25 protein-coding genes and 1 pseudogene are annotated in these 22,707 nt (G+C 71.1%); 14 read left to right on the forward strand and 12 right to left on the reverse strand.

The features are described 5' to 3' along the window. Positions 1 to 87: 87 nt before the first annotated feature. On the reverse strand, positions 88 to 1,167 hold the full coding sequence (locus tag AB0B29_RS25265) for an NADH:flavin oxidoreductase/NADH oxidase (protein ID WP_362243751.1): 1,080 nt from the start codon (positions 1,165 to 1,167) through the stop codon (positions 88 to 90). 117 nt (positions 1,168 to 1,284) lie between these two features. Between AB0B29_RS25265 and AB0B29_RS25270 the strand changes: the two genes are divergently transcribed. After that, the gene (locus AB0B29_RS25270; protein ID WP_362243752.1) at positions 1,285 to 1,635 is read left to right on the forward strand and encodes an ArsR/SmtB family transcription factor; all 351 of its coding nucleotides are present in this window, start codon (positions 1,285 to 1,287) and stop codon (positions 1,633 to 1,635) included. A 9-nt stretch (positions 1,636 to 1,644) separates the two neighbouring features. On the opposite strand, the gene AB0B29_RS25275 is transcribed toward AB0B29_RS25270, so the two are convergent. Then, a complete protein-coding gene (locus AB0B29_RS25275; protein WP_362243753.1) occupies positions 1,645 to 2,988 on the reverse strand; it encodes an FAD-dependent oxidoreductase in 1,344 nt (447 codons plus the stop codon). A 209-nt stretch (positions 2,989 to 3,197) separates the two neighbouring features. On the opposite strand from AB0B29_RS25275, the gene AB0B29_RS25280 reads away from it, so the two are divergent. Together AB0B29_RS25280 and AB0B29_RS25285 are read left to right on the forward strand one after the other, a co-directional pair. Further along, complete coding sequence (locus AB0B29_RS25280; RefSeq protein ID WP_362243754.1) at positions 3,198 to 3,656, forward strand: DUF6214 family protein; 459 nt, start codon at positions 3,198 to 3,200, stop codon at positions 3,654 to 3,656. A gap of 369 nt (positions 3,657 to 4,025) precedes the next feature. Next, entirely contained in the window at positions 4,026 to 4,184 is a 159-nt protein-coding gene (locus AB0B29_RS25285; protein WP_362243755.1) for a hypothetical protein, read from the forward strand. 157 nt (positions 4,185 to 4,341) lie between these two features. Here the strand turns inward: AB0B29_RS25285 and AB0B29_RS25290 are convergent, their stop codons facing one another. Beyond that, positions 4,342 to 4,995, reverse strand: a complete 654-nt coding sequence (locus tag AB0B29_RS25290; protein ID WP_362243756.1) for a DUF305 domain-containing protein — start codon at positions 4,993 to 4,995, stop codon at positions 4,342 to 4,344. A 190-nt stretch (positions 4,996 to 5,185) separates the two neighbouring features. On the opposite strand from AB0B29_RS25290, the gene AB0B29_RS25295 reads away from it, so the two are divergent. Further along, positions 5,186 to 6,688 (forward strand): LVIVD repeat-containing protein, encoded by a 1,503-nt coding sequence (locus tag AB0B29_RS25295; RefSeq protein ID WP_362243757.1) that lies wholly within the window; start codon positions 5,186 to 5,188, stop codon positions 6,686 to 6,688. On the opposite strand, the gene AB0B29_RS25300 is transcribed toward AB0B29_RS25295, so the two are convergent. The 4 genes from AB0B29_RS25300 to AB0B29_RS25315 form a co-directional block, all read right to left on the reverse strand. Further along, positions 6,676 to 7,362 (reverse strand): TetR/AcrR family transcriptional regulator, encoded by a 687-nt coding sequence (locus AB0B29_RS25300; protein ID WP_362243758.1) that lies wholly within the window; start codon positions 7,360 to 7,362, stop codon positions 6,676 to 6,678. The two genes, AB0B29_RS25295 and AB0B29_RS25300, sit on opposite strands and share 13 nt — an antisense overlap. 220 nt (positions 7,363 to 7,582) lie before the next feature. Continuing rightward, positions 7,583 to 8,269: a phosphatase PAP2 family protein gene (locus AB0B29_RS25305; protein ID WP_362243759.1), complete on the reverse strand. Its 687-nt coding sequence runs from the start codon at positions 8,267 to 8,269 to the stop codon at positions 7,583 to 7,585. Between the two features lie 156 nt (positions 8,270 to 8,425). Beyond that, positions 8,426 to 9,361, reverse strand: a complete 936-nt coding sequence (locus tag AB0B29_RS25310; RefSeq protein WP_362243760.1) for a M56 family metallopeptidase — start codon at positions 9,359 to 9,361, stop codon at positions 8,426 to 8,428. Between the two features lie 123 nt (positions 9,362 to 9,484). Continuing rightward, entirely contained in the window at positions 9,485 to 10,033 is a 549-nt protein-coding gene (locus tag AB0B29_RS25315) for a DUF5134 domain-containing protein (protein ID WP_362243761.1), read from the reverse strand. Between the two features lie 149 nt (positions 10,034 to 10,182). Here AB0B29_RS25315 and AB0B29_RS25320 point away from each other — a divergent pair, with 149 nt between their 5' ends. Both AB0B29_RS25320 and AB0B29_RS25325 read left to right on the forward strand, forming a co-directional pair. Beyond that, positions 10,183 to 11,847, forward strand: coding sequence for an FUSC family protein (locus AB0B29_RS25320; RefSeq protein ID WP_362243762.1), 1,665 nt, complete (start codon positions 10,183 to 10,185; stop codon positions 11,845 to 11,847). Positions 11,848 to 12,092: 245 nt separating this feature from the next. Then, positions 12,093 to 12,575, forward strand: coding sequence for a MarR family winged helix-turn-helix transcriptional regulator (locus AB0B29_RS25325; RefSeq protein WP_362243787.1), 483 nt, complete (start codon positions 12,093 to 12,095; stop codon positions 12,573 to 12,575). Positions 12,576 to 12,769: 194 nt separating this feature from the next. On the opposite strand, the gene AB0B29_RS25335 is transcribed toward AB0B29_RS25325, so the two are convergent. Both AB0B29_RS25335 and AB0B29_RS25340 read right to left on the reverse strand, forming a co-directional pair. Beyond that, the gene (locus tag AB0B29_RS25335; protein ID WP_362243763.1) at positions 12,770 to 13,531 is read right to left on the reverse strand and encodes a VOC family protein; all 762 of its coding nucleotides are present in this window, start codon (positions 13,529 to 13,531) and stop codon (positions 12,770 to 12,772) included. A gap of 323 nt (positions 13,532 to 13,854) precedes the next feature. Continuing rightward, on the reverse strand, positions 13,855 to 14,247 hold the full coding sequence (locus tag AB0B29_RS25340) for a VOC family protein (RefSeq protein ID WP_362243764.1): 393 nt from the start codon (positions 14,245 to 14,247) through the stop codon (positions 13,855 to 13,857). Positions 14,248 to 14,359: 112 nt separating this feature from the next. On the opposite strand from AB0B29_RS25340, the gene AB0B29_RS25345 reads away from it, so the two are divergent. Beyond that, complete coding sequence (locus AB0B29_RS25345; protein WP_362243765.1) at positions 14,360 to 14,899, forward strand: GNAT family N-acetyltransferase; 540 nt, start codon at positions 14,360 to 14,362, stop codon at positions 14,897 to 14,899. Between the two features lie 3 nt (positions 14,900 to 14,902). Here AB0B29_RS25345 and AB0B29_RS25350 read toward each other — a convergent pair whose 3' ends face one another. Continuing rightward, positions 14,903 to 15,586: a glycerophosphodiester phosphodiesterase gene (locus AB0B29_RS25350; RefSeq protein ID WP_362243766.1), complete on the reverse strand. Its 684-nt coding sequence runs from the start codon at positions 15,584 to 15,586 to the stop codon at positions 14,903 to 14,905. A gap of 249 nt (positions 15,587 to 15,835) precedes the next feature. Between AB0B29_RS25350 and AB0B29_RS25355 the strand changes: the two genes are divergently transcribed. From AB0B29_RS25355 to AB0B29_RS25370, 4 genes are all read left to right on the forward strand, one after another. Further along, complete coding sequence (locus AB0B29_RS25355; RefSeq protein ID WP_362243767.1) at positions 15,836 to 17,233, forward strand: DUF6421 family protein; 1,398 nt, start codon at positions 15,836 to 15,838, stop codon at positions 17,231 to 17,233. A gap of 41 nt (positions 17,234 to 17,274) precedes the next feature. Continuing rightward, complete coding sequence (locus AB0B29_RS25360) at positions 17,275 to 18,021, forward strand: SDR family NAD(P)-dependent oxidoreductase (protein WP_362243788.1); 747 nt, start codon at positions 17,275 to 17,277, stop codon at positions 18,019 to 18,021. Beyond that, complete coding sequence (locus tag AB0B29_RS25365) at positions 18,018 to 19,088, forward strand: threonine aldolase family protein (protein WP_362243768.1); 1,071 nt, start codon at positions 18,018 to 18,020, stop codon at positions 19,086 to 19,088. The genes AB0B29_RS25360 and AB0B29_RS25365 overlap by 4 nt, the downstream gene beginning before the upstream one ends. 92 nt (positions 19,089 to 19,180) lie before the next feature. Further along, positions 19,181 to 19,753, forward strand: coding sequence for a transglutaminase-like domain-containing protein (locus AB0B29_RS25370; protein ID WP_362243769.1), 573 nt, complete (start codon positions 19,181 to 19,183; stop codon positions 19,751 to 19,753). A gap of 214 nt (positions 19,754 to 19,967) precedes the next feature. Here AB0B29_RS25370 and AB0B29_RS25375 read toward each other — a convergent pair whose 3' ends face one another. Next, positions 19,968 to 20,696 (reverse strand): lysophospholipid acyltransferase family protein, encoded by a 729-nt coding sequence (locus AB0B29_RS25375; protein ID WP_351640982.1) that lies wholly within the window; start codon positions 20,694 to 20,696, stop codon positions 19,968 to 19,970. Between the two features lie 188 nt (positions 20,697 to 20,884). Continuing rightward, positions 20,885 to 21,301, reverse strand: a complete 417-nt coding sequence (locus tag AB0B29_RS25380) for a DUF4395 domain-containing protein (RefSeq protein ID WP_362243770.1) — start codon at positions 21,299 to 21,301, stop codon at positions 20,885 to 20,887. Between the two features lie 77 nt (positions 21,302 to 21,378). Here AB0B29_RS25380 and AB0B29_RS25385 point away from each other — a divergent pair, with 77 nt between their 5' ends. From AB0B29_RS25385 to AB0B29_RS25395, 3 genes and pseudogenes are all read left to right on the forward strand, one after another. Further along, complete coding sequence (locus tag AB0B29_RS25385) at positions 21,379 to 21,792, forward strand: thioredoxin family protein (protein WP_362243789.1); 414 nt, start codon at positions 21,379 to 21,381, stop codon at positions 21,790 to 21,792. 83 nt (positions 21,793 to 21,875) lie between these two features. Then, positions 21,876 to 22,367, forward strand: coding sequence for a flavin reductase family protein (locus AB0B29_RS25390; RefSeq protein WP_362243771.1), 492 nt, complete (start codon positions 21,876 to 21,878; stop codon positions 22,365 to 22,367). A gap of 221 nt (positions 22,368 to 22,588) precedes the next feature. After that, positions 22,589 to 22,707: pseudogene (locus AB0B29_RS25395) on the forward strand (electron transfer flavoprotein subunit beta); the annotation flags it as partial.

Here is a 22,707-nt window from a genome sequence, read left to right on the forward strand (position 1 = left end):
CACGCCGACCCGGCTCGGGCGGGCCGGATCATGCTGAACCGGCTCGCACCGGCCGGGATCACGCCGACCCGGCTCGGGCGGGCCGGATCAGACCGACCGGTGGTACTGGTTCGGTACCCGTACCTCGCCGCCGAGTTCGCGCGCCGCGTGCCGTGCCCACGAGGGGTTGCGCAGGAGCTCGCGGCCCAGCAGGACCGCGTCCGCCTCGCCGTTGGCCAGGATCTTCTCGGCCTGCTCGACGTCGGTGATGAGCCCGACCGCGGCGACCGGCAGACCCGTCTCGTTCTTCACCCGGGCGGCGAAGGGCACCTGATAGCCGGGGCCGGTGGGGATGCGGACGCCGGAGGCGTTGCCGCCGGTGGAGACGTCCAGCAGGTCGATGCCGTGGGCCCGCAGGTCGGCGGCGAAGCGGACCGTGTCGTCGGCGCTCCAGCCGCCGTCCTCCAGCCATTCGGTCGCCGAGATGCGGAAGAACAGCGGCTTGTCGTCCGGCCAGACCTCCCGTACGGCGTCGACGACTTCGAGGGCGAAGCGGGTGCGGTTCTCGTACGAACCGCCGTAGGCGTCGGTGCGGTGGTTGGAGTGCGGGGAGAGGAACTCGTTGATCAGGTAGCCGTGGGCGCCGTGGATCTCGGCGACCTCGAAGCCGGCGGCGAGCGCACGACGGGCCGCGGCGGCGAACTCCTCCACGATGGAACTGATCTGATCGACGGTCAGCTCGGCCGGGACCTGGTGCCGGTCGTCGAAGGCGAGCGGGCTCGGCGCGACCGCGTCCCAGCCGTGGGCGTCCGGACCGACCGGCGCGCCCCCCTTCCAGGGGCGGTCCGTCGATGCCTTGCGGCCGGCGTGGGCGAGCTGGATGGCGGGCACCGTGCCCTGTGCGGTGAGGAAGCCGGTGACGCGGCGGAACGCCTCGACCTGCGCGTCGTTCCAGATGCCCAGGTCGTAAGGGGAGATGCGCCCCTGTGGGGACACCGCGGTCGCCTCGACGATGATCAGGCCCGTGCCGCCGGTGGCGCGGGCGGCGTAGTGCGCGAAGTGCCAGTCGGTGGGGGCCCCGGCCTCGGGGCCCTCCGGCGCAGCCGAGTACTGGCACATCGGGGGCATCCACACGCGGTTCGGGATCGTCAGCTCGCGCAGGGTGAAGGGCTCGAAGAGCGCGGTCACGGCGGACTCCATTCGTGACGGGGCCGATGTCGACTCGTACGATAGGCACCGTAGTACGGTGGATGTCAAACTACGATGGTTCTCGTACTATGGAGTCCCCGACAAAGTGGAGCCGCCGTGTCGTCCCCCGCAGTCAGCAGCCGTGACCTGCCGCATCCCGCGTGTGACGAGATCCGGCTGGAGGGGGTTCTGCATGCGCTCTCGGATCCGATGCGGTTGCGAATCGTGCGGGAACTCGCGGGCGTGACAGGGGAACTGTCCTGTTCGGACTTCGATCTGCCCGTCACCAAGTCGACCACCACGCACCACTTCCGGGTGCTGCGGGAGAGCGGGGTGATCCGGCAGGTGTACCGGGGGACGGCCAAGATGAACGGGCTGCGCCGGGACGAGCTCGATGAGTTGTTCCCGGGGCTCATGGCCGCCCTGCTCGATGCGGCTGCCCGGCAGGAAGCCTCTCCGGGAGACTGACGCGCGCCGTCAGAGAACCTCGGCCCGAGCGGCTTCCAGGAGCGACCGCCAGTCGGGGAGTTTCACCACGCCCCTGCCCAGTGACGCGCCCAGTGCCGCCTCCGCCCGCTCGATCGACTGCCAGCCCTTCCATTCCACCGGATCGGCGCCTTCCCCGCGCAGGGCGGGCAGAGGGTCGTCGGGGACCGTCTTCGCGGCGAGCGAGGGGGCGTCCTCCAGGAGGGACGTCGCCGTCTCCTTCGCGCAGGGGCGGTTCGTGCCGATGACGCCGGTGGGGCCGCGCTTGATCCAGCCCGCCACGTACTCGCCGGGGGTGACGACGCCCTCGCGCAGGACGCGGCCCGACAGGTTCGGCACGGTTGCTGTGACCGGGTCGAACGGAAGGCCCTCCAGGGGGGCTCCGCGATAGCCCACCGAGCGCAGGACCAGCTGTCCCTCGATGACCTCGTGCCGCCCCGTACCCGTCACGCCGCCGTGGCCGTCCGGAGCCGTGCGTTCGAACCGTGCGGCGCCCACGTGGCCCCGCTCGGCGAGGAGTTCGGCCGGGCGGAGGAAGAACCGGAGGTGGATGCGGCGTGGCGCGCCTGCCGGGGGCGTCTCTGCCCAGCCGCGCAGCACCTCCACGTTGCGGCGCTGGGGCGCCGGCAGTGCGGACGGGTCCGTGTACCCCGGGTCCAGGGCCAGCTCCGCCGGATCCACCACGACGTCGGTCCCCGGCAGCGTGCCCAGTTCGCGCAGCTCCTTGGTGGTGAACCGGGCCTGGGACGGACCGCGCCGGCCCACCATGTGGACCTCGGTCACCCGGCTGTCCGCGAGGGTGGTCAGGGCCGCCTGGGGCATGTCGGTCGGGGTGAGCTCGGCCAGGCCCCTGGCCAGCATCCGCGTGACGTCCACGGCGACGTTGCCCACGCCCACGACCACGGCCGACCGGGCGTCCTGCAGGAAACCGGCGTCCACGGCGTCCGGGTGGGCGCTGTACCAGGACACGAACTGGGTCGCCGACCAGCTCCCCGGCAGGTCCTCCCCGGGAATTCCCAGATGCCGGTCGGTCGCGGCGCCCATGCAGTACACCACCGCGTGGTAGAGCTCCCGCAGTCGCGCGACGGACACGCCGCCGGGGCCGACTTGCACGCCGCCGAGGAACCGGACCCGATCGTGTTCGAGAACCGCACGCAGGTTGTTCTGCAGCGATTTGATCTTCTCGTGGTCGGGCGCCACCCCGTAACGGACGAGGCCGTACGGGCACGGCAGCCGGTCCAGGACGTCGACGCGCACGTCGGAGTCCAGCTGGACGAGGCTCTGGGCGGTGTAGCACCCACTCGGCCCGGAGCCTACGACGGCGACTCGCAGCACGGCGGAACTCCTCACCCGGGGGAACCGACGGATCTCAGGAGAGCGCTGACGCCTCCAGCATCGCACCGGCGGGGCTCCGCTGACAGGGTGCTGTGCTCCACCCGCGGCGCGTGTCCGATCTATAGGGAATGTGATCATGCGGTTACGTTCGGCGTGTGCTGAAAGCATCCTTTCTGAATCTTTCTGATCGCTCTCCGGTGGACGGTGCGGTGTCCGTGCGCCCCGCGTGGGAAGTGCGGGAGAACGAGGGCACGACGCGGTGGTTCGAATTCCGGCTGGTGTTCGGGGACGGTGCGCGGATCGATGCGCTGGCCGTCGTGGGCGGCGGATGCGTCTGCGTCGAGGAGGTGCGCGCTCAGCCCGCCCTGTCCCTGGACGACCTGGCCGTGCTCGCCGACTGGATCGAGGACTCGGTGACCGAGGCATGCGGGCCCGGAGCCGGGCCGGACGACCGCGGCGGCCAGGGGCGACGTGCCAGGCCGTCCTGGCCCCGCGGGCCGGAGGGGCGTCGGCTGGTGGCACAGGAGTACCGCACGGCCCAGCGGGACGGCGCCGACCCGATCCTCGCCGTGATGGACGCGACCGGGCACAGCCGTCGCACGTCCCTCCGCCTGATCGGCCAGGCCCGCGACGCGGGCCTGCTCTCACCGCGCCGCGCCCGACGCTGAACGGACTGGACCGCCTCGGAAGCCGGCCGGCAGTCGCCGATCGGCGCCGATTCCGCACCTCATAGGCTTGTCCGTCAGCAGGCCCGACCAAGACGGACAGAGCGCGCGTGGCGACGGACAGGGACCGGCCCGGGCGGGCGGAAGAAGCGGGCCGAGCGGTCGGCCCGGTCGAGGGCGCGTCTCCTCGTCGCTGGGCGGGGCCGATTCGCTGGTTCCTGTTCAACAGCGCCTGCGTGGCTGCCTCGTCGGCCCTTAGCGGGGGCTGGAGAAGCGGGGCAGGTGGACCGAGGCCGTCGTGGCCGACGTCCACAACGGCACCTCCGACGAGTGCACGCTCCGCACCCGCGAGGGCAAGGAGATCTCACCCCGATGATTGACGGCTGCGACGCCACAAGGGTCGCGCCGGGCGACACGCTGCGCGTGCTCTACGACCCGAGGGCGCAGCCGCCCCGCTGGAGGACGAGGACACGGAAGCAGAGCTGGACCCCGGCGCGTACCGAGGGGCGATCGGCGGGCTGGCAGGTCTGACCGTCGCGGCAGGTACGACGGGCTGCGCACGGTTGAGTCGGGGGAGCGGCAGGTAGCACAGCGTGTCGGAGGACAGACTCGGCTTGCCGCTGATCCTCCCTCTCACTCCACCCCGCGCACTGTCGAAGTCAGTCACCGGGGATCTCGAAGAACAAGCTCACAGCATGTTCCGCATCCGCGTGATCTCGCTCGTCTGCTGGGCGATCACCTCGTCGGCCATCTCCTCGACGCGGATGTTGTTGCCCTGCCCCTTCACGTCCGAGGCCATGGTGATCGCGCCCTGGTGATGGGTCGTCATCAGGGTCAGGAAGAGGTGGTCGAAGGCCTGCCCGTCGGCAGCGCGGAGCTTCTTCAGTTGGGCCTCCGTCGCCATGCCCGGCATCGTGGCGTGCTCGTGCCGTTCGGCCTTCAGGGGCTTGCCGTACGACTTCAGCCAGCCCTTCATCGCCTCGATCTCGGGCTTCTGGCCGGCGGCGATGCGCTCGGAGATCCGTTTCACGTCCTTCGACTCGGCGCGTGCCGGGACGAGTTCGGTCATCACCAGCGCCTGGGCGTGGTGCTCGATCATCATGCGGACGTAGGAGACGTCGGCCGAGTTGGGGGAGTCGTTCTCCGAACGCCGGTCGGCGGCCTCCTCGGCGGACAGGGTGCGGTTCGCCCCGCCGGGCTCACCCGGCGCGATCACGGCGGGCTCGTCCGCGGCGGCCGGCTTGCGGTCCGGACCGGAGTCACAGCCCCCGGCCGCGAGCACGGCCAGGGCGACCAGCCCCGTCGTGACGGCGGACGCCCGGGACGCACGGCGGAAGAGCACAACGACCTCCTGTGGCAAGCGGATTGGAACGGACCTCGGGTTGCGGACGACGTACACGCACGCTTCCGCGGGTCATTGATCGGAAAACTTCATTGCGATTCTGTTGCCCTCTGTTGGTATGTGCATGGCGAAGACGATACTGCGTGGTGCGTGAACCGTTCCGCAGTGAACGGAACCAGGGAGGAAAACAGTGATCCTGTTGAACGACCGCAGAACACGCCGCAGACGCTTGGGGATTGCCGCTGCGGCCGCCGGGCTGCTGGCCGCGCTCCTCACAGCGGCACCGGCAGGGGCCACCCCCGACCCGGGGGACGCGCCGCCCGCGCCGAAGAAGGTCTCCAAGAGCGCCCAGGCAGAGGTCCGAGAGGCCATCGAGAGCGGCGAGACACCCGGTCAGGACGAGATCGTCCACTCCGACAACATCCAGCACCTGGCCCACGTCCCCAAGGACGTGCTCAAGGGCACGAATTCGGACCTCGCCTTCCAGGGCAGGTACGCGTTCGCGGGCAACTACGACGGCTTCCGCATCTTCGACATCAGCAACCCCGAGGCGCCGAAGACCGTCGCCCAGGTGCTGTGCCCCGGCTCGCAGAACGACATCTCCGTCTCCGGCGACCTGCTGTTCCTGTCCACCGACTCCTCGCGCAGCGACAGCAGCTGCTCCAGCACCACGCAACCGGCGACCGAGAAGTCCTCCTGGGAGGGGATGAAGGTCTTCGACATCAGTGACAAGCGCAACCCGCGGTACGTCGCGGCCGTCGAGACCGCCTGCGGTTCGCACACCCACACGCTGGTGCCCGAGCGCCGCAACGTCTACGTGTACGTCTCCTCGTACTCGCCGAACGCCGCCTACCCCGACTGCCAGCCGCCGCACGACGGCATCTCCGTCATCAAGGTGCCGCGCAGTGCCCCCGAGAAGGCCAAGGTCGTGGGCTTCCCCGTGCTGTTCCCCGGTGAGGGACCGGACGGCGGCGGCAACCCGGGCGGACCCACCAACCCCGGCGTGTCCAAGACCACCGGCTGCCACGACATCACCGTACTGCCGTCGAAGGACCTGGCCGCCGGTGCCTGCATGGGCGATGGGATCCTGTTCTCCATCAAGGACCCGGAACGCCCCAAGGTCATCGACCGCGTGCAGGACAACGTGAACTTCGCGTTCTGGCACTCGGCGACCTTCAACCAGAAGGCGAACAAGGTCGTCTACACCGACGAGCTGGGCGGTGGCGCCGCGGCCACCTGCAACGCGGAGATCGGCCCGGACCGCGGTGCCGACGGCATCTACGACATCGTCGGCAAGGGCGACAAGCGCAAGCTCGTCTTCCGCAGCTACTTCAAGATCCCCCGCCACCAGGCGGCCACCGAGAACTGCGTCGCCCACAACGGCTCGCTGATCCCGGTCAAGGGCAAGGACATCATGGTCCAGGCCTGGTACCAGGGCGGCGTCTCCGTCTGGGACTTCACCGACTCGGCCAGGCCGCGGGAGATCGCCTACTTCGACCGCGGCCCACTGACCACCGACACGATCAAGTCGGGCGGCTCGTGGTCCGCGTACTACTACAACGGCTACATCTACTCGAACGAGTACGCCCGGGGCTTCGACGTCCTGAAGATCGACGACCGGCGTACAGACCCGGCACGCCGGGTGCACCAGCGTGAGCTCAACGTGCAGACCCAGCCGGACTACTTCGACTGATCCCGAGGGCCGCACCCCGGTGCGTCCCCGGTCGCGAAGAACCGCGACAGATCCCTGTCGCCCCTCCCGCCGGAGGCTGCGGTCTCCGGCGGGAGCCCCAGTTCCCGGTCGAGCCGGTAGCGCTTGAACAGTTCGGCCCGCAGCACCGGCACCGGCATGGGCACCCCCGGCACCAGGGCCGCGTACACGGCGCCCATCAGCAGGGCGCGCATCATCGGGTAGTCGCTCTCGACGTCCGGCGACCCGTGCCGGGCCATGGTGTCCCGCAGCAGCTCGGCCAGCCGCCGCTGCTCCGGGCACTGCATGAAGCCCTCGGCCTGCAGGATCCCCGCCATGTGCTGGCGCATCAGCACCGGCCGGTCCCTGGCCAGGCCCAGGATCGCGTCGATCGCCCGGGCCATCCGCTCCCGGCCGTCCTCGGTGTGCGGCTCGCGCTCCAGCGCCTCCTCCAGCGTGCGGTGCATCAGCCGGTGCACCGCGGACTGCACCAGCTGCCGCTTGCCGGGAAAGTAGTAGGACACCAGGCCCCGGGCCGAACCCGCCCGGTCCGCGATGTCGCCGAGCGTGGTCGCCTCGTAGCCGCGCTCGCTCACCAGCTCGACCGCCGCCTGCAGGAGCCGCTCACGGGAACGCCGCCGCAACTCTTCGTTCACCGAGGCGCTACGGGGAGACATGCTGCAACTCCTGTTTTGACTGGCTGCCAGCCAACTATACTCGGAGGGGTCCGGCCACGACCTGTCAGGTCCGGCCGGTGATGCCGTCTGCCTCGGGCGACGCGGGGGATCGTCCGAGGCAGACGAGCAGTCGGCCCCGGTAGTGGCCTCGGGCTACCTTCGGCGGCGGAGGCATTCACGCCCTTCGCATGAGCACCTGACTGCGAGGCCCCGTCGTACGTCAGGGGACGATCCCCGCTCCGGGCTGCCGGCGCCGGTGGACCCAGACCGCGAGGGCCACCACCGTCGCGCCCAGCAGCCAGCCGCCCAGCACGTCCGACGGCCAGTGGACACCGAGCCAGATCCGCGTCAGACCGACTCCCACCACGGAGACGACGGCCACCGCCACAGCGGTACGCCACACGGCCCGGCCGACGCCATGCCGGTGCAGCAGCCACAGCAACAGGCCGCAGACCACGGTGGCGGTCATGGCGTGGCCCGACGGGAACGCCGAGTAATGGGCGGAGTCGACGGGGTCGGGCCAGACCGGGCGGGGACGGTCCACCGCGGCCTTGATGCTCTGCTGCAGCAGGGTGCCCAGCGCGACGGCCAGCGCCAGCCACACCGCCGTCCAGCGGGCCGCCCAGCGCACCACCAGCCACACGACGACGGCCGCGCACAGCAGACGCATCGTCCAGGGATCCCACACCCAGTCCGTGAGGATGCGGCACGTCTGGGTGATGACCGGTTCGTCGACCGCCCAGCGGTGGGTGGTGGCGGAGATGTCCCCGTCCGCGCTGATCAACGGGTTCCATCTGGCCGCGACGAGGACCAGCAGCAGCGTCGAGCACAGGGCGAGAGCACCGGCGAGACCGGCGGTGGTGCGGTGTTCCGGACGGGGCGGGGACTCGACGGACGAGGTGTGCATACGGCGATCCTCGCCGAACCGGGGGGTCCGGATCCAGTTCGGGGACGATCTTCCGCCACCGGGGCGACGTGCTTCGGCCATGCCGTGTCCTCCGCGGGCTGTCCGGGGGCCTCTGCTACCCCAGTGCCCGCAATCCCGGCACGAAAGCTGCCTCTGTTACCCCAGTGCCCGCAATCCCGGCACGAAAGCCAGCAGCACCGGCACCACGGGTACCAGCGCGGCCGCCGCCGTCAGCCGCAGGCGCCGCGCCGCGGTCAGCCGGTCCGCAGGAGTGAGCAACCGGTTCACCCGGGCCGGGACATGGGCCTGCGGCGTCGGGCAGGGCCCGAACACGCCGCGGTGTTCGTTCAGTTCGACCAGCGCCAGCGCCGTGGTCAGCCGGCCGAAGCGGCGCGATGCCGTGTCGTCGGCGGCGAGTTCGACCAGGCGGTGCATCTCGTCGCGGAACGCGGCGAACACCGGCACCTGCGGAAAGCCGCCGGCCAGCGCCGAGGAGCAGTTCAGCAGCCAGTCGTGCCGGGCCCGGGCGTGGCCCTGCTCGTGGGCGAGCACGGCGTCCAGCTGCCGGCCCTTCAGCCGGTGCAACGCGGCCGTGGTGACGACCAGTTGCGGGGGAGTGCCGGGCTGCCACCAGGCGTCGGGCTGCTCGCTCTCCAAGACGACCAGCCGACCCGAGACGGCCACCTCACCCGGCAGCAGCGGAGCCCGGACCAGCAGATCGGCCCGTCGACGGCGACGCCGGGCACGGGCGCGGCCGATCTCGCGCAACAGCATCGCCGCGCTCCACAGCCCGCCGCCGGCCAGCGCGAGCGCCGTGGTCGCCGCCCAGGGGCCCGCGGTGCCGAGGGCGTAGGCCTCGACGACCGCGCGGGGGGCCGAGGCGAAGAGGTGCCCGCCGACCGCCTGCCAGGCCGCGGCCGCACTGAGCGTCATCGACAGGGCGCAGCACACGAGGACGGCCGCCACCACGCACTGCCACACCCACAGCGCCACCACCGGCTCACGGTCCGGCCAGTCCGCCCGGGCGAGCAGCCGGGGGGCGACCACGGCGGTCAGGGCGCCGAGCAGCAACAGCGCGGCGGTGAGCATCATGGGGGCAGCCTATGAGCGCCGCCCCGTTCAGGGGTACGACGTCTGACGCCGAAGTGACGCAGACAACGGAACCGTCGGGGCGCCGGGGCCTCACGAAGGTGAGTGCCCGGCCGGCGGGGGCACTCACAGCGTCAGCAGCATCGTCACCATCGCGATCGCCATGGACAGCCGGCAGGCCCGCGCCAGTTCCGGACGGTCGCCCCAGCCGCCGTGGCCGGCACCTCCGGCCACGGCGGTGACCGGCACCAGACGGACCCCGGTCAGGAGCACGTACCCGGCGAAGTAGAGCAGGAGCGCCCCGGTCAGCAGCGGAACCCCCGATCCGCCCTGACCGTGCGCGTGCGCGGGAGAACCGGCCATGACGACGGACATGTAGACCATCGCGGTGGCCCCCACCAGGTGATGGAGATGGTGTGCGCCGGCCCGCGCCGCCCACAGCGCGTGGACGCCGGCCGCCCCGAACACCGCGGCGTAGACGGGCCACGCCCACGCGGGTGGCGTGTACACCGCCCCGGGAACGGCCATCGCGGCCATCCCGAAACCCATCAGCGCCTCGCCACCCGCGGCGCCGCGCTGCCCTTCGGTGCCGCTGCGCATCCGCGCCAGGCAGTAGGCGCCGGTCACCGCGCAGAGCGCCACCAGCAGCCAGCCGGACGAAGCCGGTCCGTGCACGCGCACCTCCCCGTTCGACGGTCGGTCATTCGATGCCCGGGCCACGGGGTGCGCACGCAAGCGCAAGGGTGTACACGGGGAGCATTCGCCGGAGCACGCCAGGCGAGAGGGTATGCTTTACGAGTAAAATACATGTTAATCTTATGGTCATGAGCAGTGTGCCCCCCGCCCCCTCCACCCCACAGGCCCGGCGTCTCCCCCTGGCGGGAGTGCTGCGCCTGGGCAGGCCCTCGGAGATCTGGTTCAAGCCCGCGCTGAGCGTCGTCGCGGCGATCGCCCCGCCCGCCCTCACCCTGCTCGCGCTCGGCCGGCTCGACCTGGTGATGTACGCGATGGCCGGTTCGCTGTGCGCCCTGTACGCCCACAACCGCCCCTACGCCGCACGCGCCGGGGTGCTGGTGTGGGTGGTGCTGGGCATGCTCGGCGGGCTCGCCGTGGCCCTGGTCGCGGCCTCGCTCACCGGCAGTGCCGTCATCCTGGTCACCGTCGGTGCGCTGCTGGCCGCCGCGCAGAAGGTGCTGTGCGACGCCACCCGGGTCGGTCCGCCGGGCAACGTCGTCCTCACCTTCGTCAGCTCCGCCTCCCTGTTCGCGCCGCAGACCCTGGATCAGGTGCCCGGACATCTGGCCCTGGCCGCCGGAACGGGCGCCTGGGCCTGGCTGGTCTGCATGGCGCCCGCACTCCTCAGGCCGCACGGACCGGAGCGCCGCGCCACCGCCGCCGCCCTGCAGGCCGCCGCCGGGTACGCCGGCACCGGCGGCACGGGCGAGGGCCACGCCCGGGCCCGCGCCGCGGGCTATGCCGCCGTGCAGGCCGCCTGGCAGTCGCTGCTGTCCACCAACGCCCCCTCCCGGACCCGTCGAGCACTCGAACGGCTCGTCGTTCGTGCCGAGGTCGCCCTTGCGGCGCCGACGGAGGCGGACGCGCGCCGGCTGCGCGCCTGGGCGGGTTCGCTGCGCGGCACCGGACCCGTGCCGGAGGCCGGACCTGCGGACGGGGGCGCCGACGAACTGCTCGGCGTGGCCGTGGCCCGGCCCCTCCGGGCGCGGCTGGGGCCACTGACCCCGCTCGCGGTGCGTACCGCGCTCGGCTGCGTGCTGGCCGGCTACGCCTCCCTCGCCCTCGGGATCGGCCGCCCCTACTGGGCACTGGTCACCGCCGCCTCGCTCTACCAGGCCAACCTCGCACTGACCTGGAGCCGGGCCGTCCAGCGGGTCGTGGGCAACGTCGTCGGCGTGCTCGTCTTCCTGGCCGTCGTGCCGCTCGCGCACCTGGGTCCGGTGGCGCTCGTGCTGTGCTGCCTGGCGTTCAGCTTCGGCGCTGAGGTGCTGATCAGCCGGAACTACTGGCTCGGCAGTGTCTGTGTGACGCCCATGGCCCTGCTCATCACGGAGTTCGCCGGATACCAGGAGCCCAGGACCCTGATGACGGAGCGGGTCGTGGACACCGTCGTCGGTGCGCTGGTGGGGTTCGTCGCCGCCGTGGCCGTCACCAACCGGCGCGCGGGCGACCGCGTCGACGATGCGCTGACCACCGCCGACCGGGCCCGCGAGCACGCCGCCCGCCTGCTGGCCGAGCCCGACCCCGGCACCACGGACCTGGAATCGGCCCGCCGCGGGCTCGCCGTCGCCCTGGCCGACCTGCGTGCCACCGCCGACGCCGCCGCCGGTGAATGGTGGCCGCGGACCCTGCCCCAGGAGCGGGTCGTGCTCGCCGAGCAGGCCGGACACCGTACGCTCGCCGCGACGGCCCGACGCCAGGGCCTGCTCCCGGACCGGGGCCCGGCCACAGAAACGGAGGACGTACGGCCATGACGCCGACCGAAGGACCATCGCCCGAGCGGAGCGACACGGGGCACGGCCCGCAACAGGCGGCGCAGGGGCGGGCGGCCGACGAGGCCGGGGCAACGGGAGCGGCGACCACGGGGAGCGTCCGCGGCGGTGGCACGTCAGCCGAAGGCGAGGCCCCGGGCGGTGGCCGTGGGGGCGACACCGTCCACGGAGGTCCCTCCGAAGCCGATGACCCGGGCGCAGACCGTCGGGGCGACACCGTCGCCGCCGTGGTGCGGCAGTGGCAGGCCGTGCACCCCGGGCTCGACACCGGGCCGATGGAGATCATCGGGCGGATCAACCGCTGTGCCGCCCTGCTGCAGCAGGCCGAGGACGCTCCCCTGCGCCGGGCGGGGCTCAGCCGGCCCGAGTTCGATCTGCTGGGCGCGCTGCGTCGTACCGGGCACGAGCTGACGCCCGGGGAGCTGGCCAAGGAGACCTTCTCCTCGGGGGCCGCCGTCACCAAACGACTGAAGCAGCTCACCGGGCGCGGGCTGGTCGAACGGCGCGGGGACACGCGTGACCGGCGGGTCGTCCACCTCCGCCTCACCGACGCCGGACGCGATCTCGTCGACGGCATCCTGCCCGTCCAGCTCGCCTACGAGACCGCCGTGCTGTCCGGCCTCGGTGTCCCCGAGCAGGGCGAACTGGCCTCCAGGCTGGGGGAGTTGCTCAGTCAACTGGAAGGGCGGCTCGGAGTGCTGCGGGCCTGATGCGGCCACGCGCCGGGCCGGGACGCACCGGTCCCAGCACCTCGTGCACCGTGCGGCGATGCGTGGAGCGGCGGTCGTCCACGGCCTCCCAGCGATCGCCGTAGACGTTCCGGGTGATGACCGGTTCCCCGAGGGAGTCGTGCGGGAAACCGAGCGCTCCCGACCGATCCCTCCCCGCGTCACACACCGCCGTCTCAGCCCTCGGTGTCCGCCCGGTAGACGCCGAACATCGCCCCCTGCGGATCCCGAAGCACCGCGATGCGCGGGCCGTCGGGCACCGAGGTGGGCACCATCAGGACCGTGCCGTGCCGCTGCACGACGGCGGTCGTGTCGTCCACGTCGGCCACCGCGAAGTACGGCAGCCAGTGCGCCGGCACCTCGGGCGGGAACTTGTCGTCCATCGTCACCATGCCGCCGAAGTCGGCGCCACCGACGCCCCACTGGGTGTAACGGTCCGACGGGGCGACCGTCCAGCCGAACACCCGCGTGTAGAAGGACACGGCTTCCTCCGGATCGCGCGTCATCAGCTCTACCCAGCCCAGCGAACCGGGCGCGTTGAACAGCCCGGCGCCCGGGAAGGTCCCCGCCTGCCACAGCTGGAACACGGCACCGCCGGGATCGGCTGCCACCGCGAAGCGGCCCACGTCGAACACGTCCGTCGGGCCGAACAGCACCGACCCGCCCACCTCCGTCACCGTACGGACGGTGGCGTCCGCGTCGGTCACCGCGAACGACACGTTCCACGCGACCGGCTGCGACGGCTGGTACAGCGGGGCGAGCGCCGCCACGGCCGCGTCCCCGAGGTGCGCGACGGTGTAACCGCCGGCCTCCTGACGCGCGTCCGTCTCGGGCCGCCAGCCGAACAGCCGCGTGTAGAACCGCCGGGCGGCGTCCAGGTCGCTGGTCCCCAGCTCGGTCCAGCAGGGACCGCCGGTCACCGGTGCGTCGAGCTTCATGGCGTTCCTTCCGCGAGCGGCGGGGACAGGCCCCCGGGCCCCCTCCAGCACGCTAAGCCGCCTCCCGGACTCCCTGCCATCCGGGGAAACCCGGTGGTGTGCCGCAGTGGTCCCGGCATACCCTCCCCCCCGATGCCGAGGTCGGCGAGTACTACCGGGGCGCCGCGGAGATCAACTGGAGTGGCTGTGGCTGCGGCTGTGCGGCGTCGACCGTCTCGCCGCCTACGAGCAGGCCGCCGACAGCGCCCCGCTCGCCCTCCTGCCCGGTGCGGGCTTCGGCGAGCTCACCCGCACCGGGGCTGGGAGCACCGCGCCGGGAGGGCTCAGGTGCCGGGCCGGTAGCGCATCGGGTGGTCCGCAGGAACCTCCACCAGTACGATCGGCGTCCCGTCCGGGTCGGCGATCCACATCTCGATCAGCCCCCAGGGTTCCTTCACCGGGGGCCGCACGATGTCCACGCCCTTCGCCCGCAGCTCCTCCTGTGCCGCGGTCACGTCGTCGACCTGCAGCCACAGCCGTACGGCGGGTGCCGGGGGCGTCTCGGACCGGCCCGAGACCTCCAGGAAGCCGCCGCCCATGAAGAAGACCGTGCCGCGCTCCGCGCCCGTGCCGAACTCGCGGTACACGGCGAGGCCCAACTGCTCGCCGTAGAAGGACCGGGAGCGCTCGGGGTCGCTGGGGCGGAGCAGGATCCGACTGCTGAGTACATGCACCATGCAGCGGAGCTTAGGGGGTTGTCGTTTGAATCACGCCGCAGACTCGAGGGCCGGGTGGTGGCGTTACGCTCATCCCTGCCCGAGCCGCGCCAGGAAGACGGAGACGTACCCCATGGAGACCGCCGCCACCGCACTGACCTTCCGCGACGCCACCGCCGCCGACGTGGACGAGCTGGTCGCGCTGATCGAGTCGGCGTACCGGGGCGACGACAGCCGGGCCGGGTGGACCACCGAGGCGGACATCCTCGAGGGGCAGCGGACCGACCCGGAGGGAGTGCTGGCGGTCGTCAAGTCGCCCGACAGCCGGCTCCTGACCGTGGAGCGGGACGGCAGGATCGTCGCCTGCTGCCAGCTGGAGCACCGGGGTGAGAGCGCCTACTTCGGGATGTTCGCCGTCAGCCCCCTGCTCCAGGGCGCGGGCCTCGGCAAGCTGATCATCGCGGAGGCGGAGCGCCAGGCCCGCGAGGACTGGGGCGTGAAGGAGATGCAGATGACGGTGATCTCCGTGCGTGACGACCTCATCGCCTGGTACGAGCGGCGCGGCTACCGCCGCACGGGACGGATGACCCCGTTCCCGTACGGCGACGAGCGCTTCGGTATTCCGCAGCGCGACGGCCTGCAGTTCGAGCTGCTGGTGAAGGAACTGGCGTGACCACTAGGCCGTGAAACGGCCCGTGCGCTTGATGTCCGGGTGATCGGTGGTCGCGCCGTCGAGGCCGAACGCCCGGACCAGCCGCAGCTGGTCCTGCGTGTTCACCACCCAGCCGATGATCCTCAGGTCGGCCTTGCGGGCTCGCTCCACGATTTCCAGGGTCAGCCGGCGGATGTTCAGGCAGACGGTCTCGGCGCCCGCCGCGACGGCGCGGTCCACGATGTCCGTGCCGTAACGGCTGGCGATCAGGGCGGTGCGTACGCCCGGCACCAGTGGCTTGATCTCGGCGATCGCCTCGTCGTGGAACGAGGACACCTCCACCCGGCCGGCCAGATCGCGCCGGTTCATCACCTCGGCCAGGGCCCGCGCCGCCTGCTTGTCCTTGATCTCGGCCTGGAGCGGCGTGTGGACGGCATCCAGGACCTCCTCGAATTCCGGCACCCGCTCGCCGCGGCCCGCGTCCAGGGCCCGCAGCTCGGCGAGGGTCTTCTCGGCGATCGGGCCGGTGCCGTCGGTCGTGCGGTCCACATCCGTGTCGTGCATGACGACGAGCGCGCCGTCCTTGCTGAGGTGCAGATCGAGTTCGATGGCGTCGAGACCCGCCTCCTGGGCGGCGACGAAGGACCGGAGGGTGTTCTCGGGTTCCACACCCATGACTCCGCGGTGACCGATGGTGAGGAAGTTCAAGACGCGACTCTCTTCCGTCGACAGGCGGCACTGGGGGCCTGACGGCCCCCCTGACCGTATCGCCTGGACCCTCCCTGTGCAGAGAGTGAGGGCATGGTTGCGGCACATCCGGGCAGAAGCGTGTGCGACAGGAAAAAGTGCGGTGAAGCACAGGGTCGGGCAGGATATTTTCCCGGGTTCACCCTTGCTGGGAGGAACCTCGTGTGTATACGGTCTGCATACGTGAGATTCTCCCGTGGAAGGTGGGACATGACGGAAATTCTTGTGCAGGTGGGTTCGGAGGAAGCTCTTCCTCCCGTGGCCAGGGTGGTGGACCACCCGGCATGGCCCGTGCTCAAGGATGCCGTGGAGCGGATCCGGCCATGGCAGTCCAAGGACGGGTCGATCGACTTCGACGCCGAGGGTGCGCCCGACCCGGCCGACGCCGAGCTCGCGGTCCGCCAGGTCGCTGACGCCGTAGGGGAGCTGTCCCCGCTGCTCCCGCACGACGCCGCCTACCACGAGACACTGGTCAAGGACCTGACCCGGTGGGCCGACAGCGGCTTCCAGGTGCCCGACTTCCTCGACTCGCTGCTGGCCTTCCAGCCCGCTGCGAACCGCGCGGACGGCCTCCAGCACCTCGTCGTCTTCCCGATGTACACGCAGAACGGCAACCCGGACCGCAATCTCGAGGCAGTCGTGCTGCGCATGGTCTGGCCGGACTGGCTGGCCGAGCTGGAGCGCACCCGCTACGACAACCCGCTGTTCTGCGGCATCAAGTTCGAGGACTTCACGGCCGGCTACGACACCAACTCGGCCGTGCTGTTCCCGGAGACCATCGCCGTGCGCGAGGCGCCGGAGCGGTTCACCTGGGGCGGCATCTTCTGTGACCGTGAGGCCGCCCGCTTCCGCCGGGTGACCGACGCCGCCGTCGACATCCTGGGCCTGGAGCTGCCCGAGGACGTCGCCGCGATGGTCCACGACCAGAAGCGCTGCGAAGAGGCGTTCGTCCTGTGGGACATGGTCCACGACCGCACCCACAGCCACGGCGACCTGCCCTTCGACCCCTTCATGATCAAGCAGCGCCAGCCGTTCTGGATGTACGGCCTGGAGGAGCTGCGCTGCGACCTCACCGCCTTCAAGGAGGCCGTGAAGCTCTCCGCCGACGGCGTCCCGCAGGCCCGTGACGTGCAGGTCGCGGTCCTCTTCGATCGCATGTTCCGCTTCCCGGTCACCGGCGAGCGCGTGCGCAACTACGACGGTCTCGGCGGTCAGCTGCTCTTCGCCTACCTGCACAAGCACGACGTCGTCCGCTGGACCGACAACAAGCTCACCATCGACTGGGAGCGCGCCCCGCAGGTCACCAACCAGCTGTGTGCCGAGATCGAGGACCTGTACCGCGACGGCATCGACCGCCCCAAGCTCGTCCACTGGTTCGCCGGCTACGAGCTGGTCTCCACCTACCTCTCCCCGCACCCGGGCTCCAAGTGGGCCAAGGGCCCCGACGCCCTCGACACGACGCAGCCGCCGCGCAAACTCGTCGATGACGTGCTTCCGGACGAGTTTCCGCTGAGCATGTTCTATGAGGCACTGTCCAAGAAGCTGAAGAACGTGATCGCCTCCACCAAGGGCATCACGGCGGACAGCGCCGAGCGGATCGCCGCGTGAGCGATCGGCGTACCGGGAACACTGCTCAGGAGGCGAAGATCATGGGGAACGGGGCGCTCAGCGGTGCGGTGATCGCGGTGGCCGGAGCGGGCGGGCCCGCCGGCCGGGCCGCACTGCTCAGGCTGGCCGAGGCGGGAGCCACCGTCATCGGCTCCGACAACGATCCGGAGCGGCTGGCGGAGGCGGTCGACGCGGCGAGCTTCGCGTCCGGCGGCGCCACCGTCACCGGCGACACGGTCGATCTGCTGGACCTCGGGGCCACCCGTGACTGGGCCGCCCGCATCGAGAAGGACTTCGGCCGCGTCGACGGCCTGGTCCACCTCGTCGGCGGCTGGCGCGGCAGCGAGACCTTCACCAGGACCAGCCTCGACGACTGGGACTTCCTGGAGATGCTGCTGGTCCGCACGGTGCAGCACACCTCCCTCGCCTTCCACGAGGGGCTGCAGCGCAGCGACCGCGGCCGGTACGTGCTGATCAGCGCCGCCGGGGCCAGCAAACCCACCGCGGGCAACGCCGCCTACGCGGCCGGCAAGGCGGCGGCCGAGGCGTGGACGCTGGCCATGGCCGACTACTTCCGCAAGGCCGGGGGCGCCGAGGGGCCGACGTCGGCCGCTGCGATCCTGGTGGTCAAGGCGCTGGTCCACGACGCGATGCGCGCCGACCGGCCGAATGCGAAGTTCGCGGGCTTCACCGACGTCAAGGACCTGGCCGAGGCCATCACCGAGGTCTGGGACAAGCCCGCCGCCGAAGTGAACGGAAACCGTCTGTGGCTCACCGAGAAGCCGTGAACCCGCCGAAGACCGACGCCCGCCGTCATCACGACCCGGAGGTCCGCGGGTTCGCCAGCGACAACTACGCCGGGGCCCACCCGGAGGTGCTCGCCGCCCTGGCCCTGGCCAACGGCGGGCACCAGGTCGCCTACGGCGAGGACGCCTACACCGGGAACCTCCAGCAGGTGGTCCGCAGCCACTTCGGGCCGACGGCCGAGGCGTTCCCGGTCTTCAACGGCACCGGTGCGAACGTCGTCGCGCTCCAGGCGGTCACCGACCGCTGGGGCGCGGTGATCTGCGCCGAGAGCGCGCACATCAACGTCGACGAGTGCGGTGCCCCGGAGCGGGTCGGCGGCCTGAAGCTGCTGACCGTTCCGACGCCCGACGGCAAGCTCACGCCCGAACTGATCGACCGGCAGGCGTACGGCTGGGACGACGAGCACCGCGCGATGCCGCAGGTCGTCTCCCTCGCGCAGGCCACCGAACTGGGCACGGTGTACACGCCGGACGAGATACGTGCCATCTGCGAGCACGCCCACGCGCACGGCATGAAGGTGCACCTGGACGGCTCCCGGCTGGCCAACGCCGCCGCCACCCTGAACGTCCCGATGCGCACGCTCACCAACGCCGCCGGCGTCGACATCCTCTCCCTGGGCGGCACCAAGAACGGCGCCCTGTTCGGCGAAGCCGTCGTGGTCATCGACCCGGACGCCGTGAGCCACATGAAGCACCTGCGCAAGCTGTCCATGCAGCTCGCCTCCAAGATGCGGTTCGTGTCGGTGCAGTTGGAGGCCCTGCTCGCCCGGGACCTGTGGCTGCGCAACGCCGGACACGCCAACGAGATGGCCCAGCGCCTCGCCGAGGGAGTGCGGGCCGTGCACGGCGTGGAGATCCTCTACCCGGTGCAGGCCAACGCGGTCTTCGCCCGCCTGCCCCACGACGTGAGCGAGCGCCTGCAGAAGCGGTTCCGCTTCTACTTCTGGGACGAGGCGGCGGGCGACGTCCGCTGGATGTGCGCCTTCGACACGACCGAGGACGACGTGGACGCGTTCGTGGCGGCACTCAAGGAGGAGATGGCCCGCTAGGGTCGGACGGCGACCGCGCAGATGTGCATACGTATGCGGTAGAGCGTAAATCGATTGACCGAGAGGTGGGTGCCTCTCTACGCTCTGCCTGCATGCAGCTCATCCAGCAAACGCCCGACCTCTCCGCTTACTTGGCCGCAAGCGAGGCCATCGACCATCACCACCCGCTCGTCCGCGAGACCGCGGAGAGACTCGCCGAGGGGGTGGACGACTCGTATGCCTATGCGCGGGCGGCCTTCGAGTTCGTACGCGACACCATTCCGCACTCCCAGGACTCCGGCGATCTCCGCGTCACCTGGCGCGCCTCCGATGTCCTGGAGCAGCGCACCGGCATCTGCTATGCCAAGGCCCATGCGCTGACCGCGCTGCTACGGGCCGAGGACATCCCCACCGCGCTCTGCTACCAGAAGTTCGACGAGGTGCACGGACTGGTCGCCGTGCGGCTCAACGGTGCGTGGCACCGGCAGGACCCGCGGGGCAACAAGCCCGGCGTCGACGCGCAGTTCTCCCTCGACGGTGAGCGGCTCGCCTTCACGCCCGACCATGCGGCCGACGAAATGGACTATCCGGAGCTGTACGCCGAACCACATCCGGTCGTGCTGAACGCTCTCACAGCGGCTCGCGACCGCCCGCGCCTGTGGCAGACGCTCCCCACCGCGCTCTGAGGCAGGGCGACCATGGCGCTCGCACAAGACCCGCGCACGGCAGCGTGGCGCGAGACCTGCACGGCGTTCGGCTCGAAGCCGTCCGGGACCGCAACTCCGCGCAGGCGTGGCGGCGGTGGCCGCGGAACTCGCCGGGCTGACGGCGTGGTACAGCCCGGGAGCGGACATCGCCGTCTCGGCTCCGGAGTCCTCCGCCTGGGGACCGGGCGGGCGGTCAGTGCGCCTCGGCCGCCCGCACCTGCTCGGGCGTGGGGGCCGTACCGCCGAGGTGGGCCGGCATCCACCAGGTGTCGTCCGGGCCCTTGGGGCGAACCGGGTAGGCGCGCTGGGCGGCCTCGAGGAGTTCCTGGACGCGCTCCCGCAGCTGGCGCGTGATGGCGCCGGCGTACTTGTCCCGGGAGGCCTCGATCGCCTCGCCCACCCGGATGGTGATGGGGATGTGGCTGCGCTTGAAGTTGCGCGGGTGGCCCTTGGTCCACAGCCGCTGCGTGCCCCACACCGCCATGGGGATCAGCGGAACACCGGCCTCCTGGGCCAGGCGCGCCGCGCCCGACTTGAAGCTCTTCAGTGTGAACGACTGCGAGATCGTCGCCTCCGGGAAGACCCCGACGATCTCGCCCGACCGCAGCGAGTCGAGCGCGTGCGCGTAGGCCGCCTCGCCCTGCTTGCGGTCCACCGGGATGTGCTTCATCCCGCGCATCAGCGGTCCGGAGATCTTGTGCCGGAAGACGGACTCCTTCGCCATGAAACGCACGAGACGCTTCTGCGGCAGGGCTGCCAGGCCGTCGAAGACGAAGTCCAGGTAGCTGATGTGATTGCTCACCAGCACGGCGCCGCCCGAGCGCGGGATGTTCTCCGAACCCTGGCAGTCGATCTTGAGGTCCCACACCTTGAACAGCGTGCGGGCGAAACCGACGACGGGACGGTAGACGAGCTCTGCCATGGGCGGTTCGGACCCTTCCTGCTCTGCCTGGGAAGGGATTCCCAGTGGAGAAGTTACGCAGCCGTAGGTTTACGGCATGTCGCAGATCGTGCCCGAAGAACGGCCGGGTAGCCAGTCCTCGTGCCCGTCGGCGGCGTAATTCTCGTCACGTCGTCCGCAGGTTCCCACCTCGTGCTTTTGCGTCCCCATTACTCCGTGCGGGGTGCCACCCGCCGCACGAGCAGGTACAACTCGCAACCCAGGCAGTACCCGAACGCCGCATTCAGGAAGGCGGCGGCGAGTGCCGCGCCGGTCGCGGCGAGTCCCAGCCATCCGGGTCCGAGGGTGTAGCCGACGAGCCCGAGTCCGGCGAAAAGCAGCCCCACCGCCTGGGCGAAACGCGGCGGTTCGGGCGCCTCGAACTCCGTCGGTGGCCCGAGTCGCGGCCGGACCGCCTTGGCGAACAGCAGGCCGTACGGGGAGCGGCCGACGCCACCCGCCGCGCCCAGCAGGAACGCCAGCGTCTGCCACGCCAGCAGCCAGGCGCTTCCCGTGACCAGCACGACCGCCAGGACGGCGGTCGTGACGACCGCGCCGAAACGGGGCCCTCTCGCATCGATGTCCATGGGAACCAAGCATTCCGCAGCGCGGCCGCGTATGGGGGTGGGAATCTTTGCGGTCTCGTGAACGCTTACGGGATGTGATGACCGGACTGGTGGTGTGCGTGGCGGTGCTCGCTGCGGCGAGCGCCTACGGAGTGCTGCAGCGGCGGCGGAGCGGGAGAGTGCGGGTGCGCGGGCGCGACGACGGCAAGCGGCTCGAAGCGATGGAGCTCGGCGCGGAACTCGGAGAGCGGGCCACGCTCGTGCAGTTCTCCAGCGCCTTCTGCGCGCCCTGCCGGGCGACCCGGAGGGTCCTCGGCGAGGTGGCCGGCGTCGTGCCGGGCGTGACCCACGTCGAGATCGACGCCGAGGCCCACCTCGACCTCGTACGGCGGCTGGACATCCTCAAGACCCCGACCGTGCTCGTGCTGGACGCCGACGGACGGGTGGTGCGGCGTGCCACGGGGCAACCGCGCAAGGCCGACGTGATCGCGGCCCTGGGAGAGGCGGTGTGACGGGGGTGACGCCGTCAGTGAGTCATCTCCCACATCAAGGAACGAACTTGACTGCGCGTACCATTTATCGTCAGCCTGACCCCATGCCTGCGGACCTGATCGCCACGCCCGACCTCCTGCGCTCGGTCTTCCGGCGGCACGCGGCGGGAGTCGCCGTCATCACCGCTCGTGGCGAGGCGGGCCCGGTGGGCTTCACCGCCACCTCCCTGGCGTCCGTGTCCGCCGAGCCGCCCCTGTTGTCCTTCGGTGTCGGCACCGGTGCCTCCAGCTGGCCGGCCATCGCGACGGCGGATCACGTCGGTGTCCACATCCTCGGTGAGCACCAGCAGGAGCTGGCCGCCACCTTCTCCCGCAGCGGCGCCGACCGCTTCGGCCCGCCCACCGACTGGCGGGAGGGGCCCGAGGGGGTCCCCGTCCTCGACGGCGTGCTCGCCTGGCTGGTGGGCCGGGTCGTCGCGCGCGTACCCGCCGGGGACCACCGGCTCGTGATCGCCGAGGTCGTGGACGGCGACCCCTCGGGTACCGGCCGTCCGCTCCTCTACCACCAGGGGCGTTTCCAGCGTCTGGGCGACTGAACCGCCTGGCTCCCCGGGCTGCGTGACCGTCGAGTTCCGGTTACGCTGCGTTGCGAAGGTCACAGTTCAAAGCGCTTGCTTAGCGGGAACGAACTGGGTGTACTGACGAGTAATATTTCGCTCGGGGCGTGGGTTCGCCCCGACCGGGATCGGACGCTAGAGGCGCCTATGCTGCCTGCAAGTAGGCAGCATGGAAATGACGATGCAGTAGGAGAGCCGGCGTGAGCTTGAGGATCGTTGTCACTGTGAAGTACGTGCCCGACGCCACTGGCGACCGGCACTTCGCCGATGACCTGACCGTCGACCGGGACGACGTGGACGGTCTGCTCTCCGAGCTCGA

It is taken from the genome of Streptomyces tibetensis (genome assembly GCF_040647715.1).
GTDB classification, from domain to species: domain Bacteria; phylum Actinomycetota; class Actinomycetes; order Streptomycetales; family Streptomycetaceae; genus Streptomyces; species Streptomyces tibetensis_A.

What these genes read in the sequence shown, in the direction of transcription:
- AB0B29_RS25285 (WP_362243755.1), top strand. Translation starts at nt 4,026, where the DNA reads ATGATTGACGGCTGCGACGCCACAAGGGTCGCGCCGGGCGACACGCTG.
- AB0B29_RS25300 (WP_362243758.1), bottom strand. Translation starts at nt 7,362, where the DNA reads ATGTCTCCCCGTAGCGCCTCGGTGAACGAAGAGTTGCGGCGGCGTTCC.
- AB0B29_RS25305 (WP_362243759.1), bottom strand. Translation starts at nt 8,269, where the DNA reads ATGCACACCTCGTCCGTCGAGTCCCCGCCCCGTCCGGAACACCGCACC.
- AB0B29_RS25310 (WP_362243760.1), bottom strand. Translation starts at nt 9,361, where the DNA reads ATGATGCTCACCGCCGCGCTGTTGCTGCTCGGCGCCCTGACCGCCGTG.
- AB0B29_RS25320 (WP_362243762.1), top strand. Translation starts at nt 10,183, where the DNA reads ATGAGCAGTGTGCCCCCCGCCCCCTCCACCCCACAGGCCCGGCGTCTC.
- AB0B29_RS25335 (WP_362243763.1), bottom strand. Translation starts at nt 13,531, where the DNA reads ATGAAGCTCGACGCACCGGTGACCGGCGGTCCCTGCTGGACCGAGCTG.
- AB0B29_RS25340 (WP_362243764.1), bottom strand. Translation starts at nt 14,247, where the DNA reads ATGGTGCATGTACTCAGCAGTCGGATCCTGCTCCGCCCCAGCGACCCC.
- AB0B29_RS25345 (WP_362243765.1), top strand. Translation starts at nt 14,360, where the DNA reads ATGGAGACCGCCGCCACCGCACTGACCTTCCGCGACGCCACCGCCGCC.
- AB0B29_RS25355 (WP_362243767.1), top strand. Translation starts at nt 15,836, where the DNA reads ATGACGGAAATTCTTGTGCAGGTGGGTTCGGAGGAAGCTCTTCCTCCC.
- AB0B29_RS25360 (WP_362243788.1), top strand. Translation starts at nt 17,275, where the DNA reads ATGGGGAACGGGGCGCTCAGCGGTGCGGTGATCGCGGTGGCCGGAGCG.
- AB0B29_RS25370 (WP_362243769.1), top strand. Translation starts at nt 19,181, where the DNA reads ATGCAGCTCATCCAGCAAACGCCCGACCTCTCCGCTTACTTGGCCGCA.
- AB0B29_RS25375 (WP_351640982.1), bottom strand. Translation starts at nt 20,696, where the DNA reads ATGGCAGAGCTCGTCTACCGTCCCGTCGTCGGTTTCGCCCGCACGCTG.
- AB0B29_RS25380 (WP_362243770.1), bottom strand. Translation starts at nt 21,301, where the DNA reads ATGGACATCGATGCGAGAGGGCCCCGTTTCGGCGCGGTCGTCACGACC.
- AB0B29_RS25385 (WP_362243789.1), top strand. Translation starts at nt 21,379, where the DNA reads ATGACCGGACTGGTGGTGTGCGTGGCGGTGCTCGCTGCGGCGAGCGCC.
- AB0B29_RS25390 (WP_362243771.1), top strand. Translation starts at nt 21,876, where the DNA reads ATGCCTGCGGACCTGATCGCCACGCCCGACCTCCTGCGCTCGGTCTTC.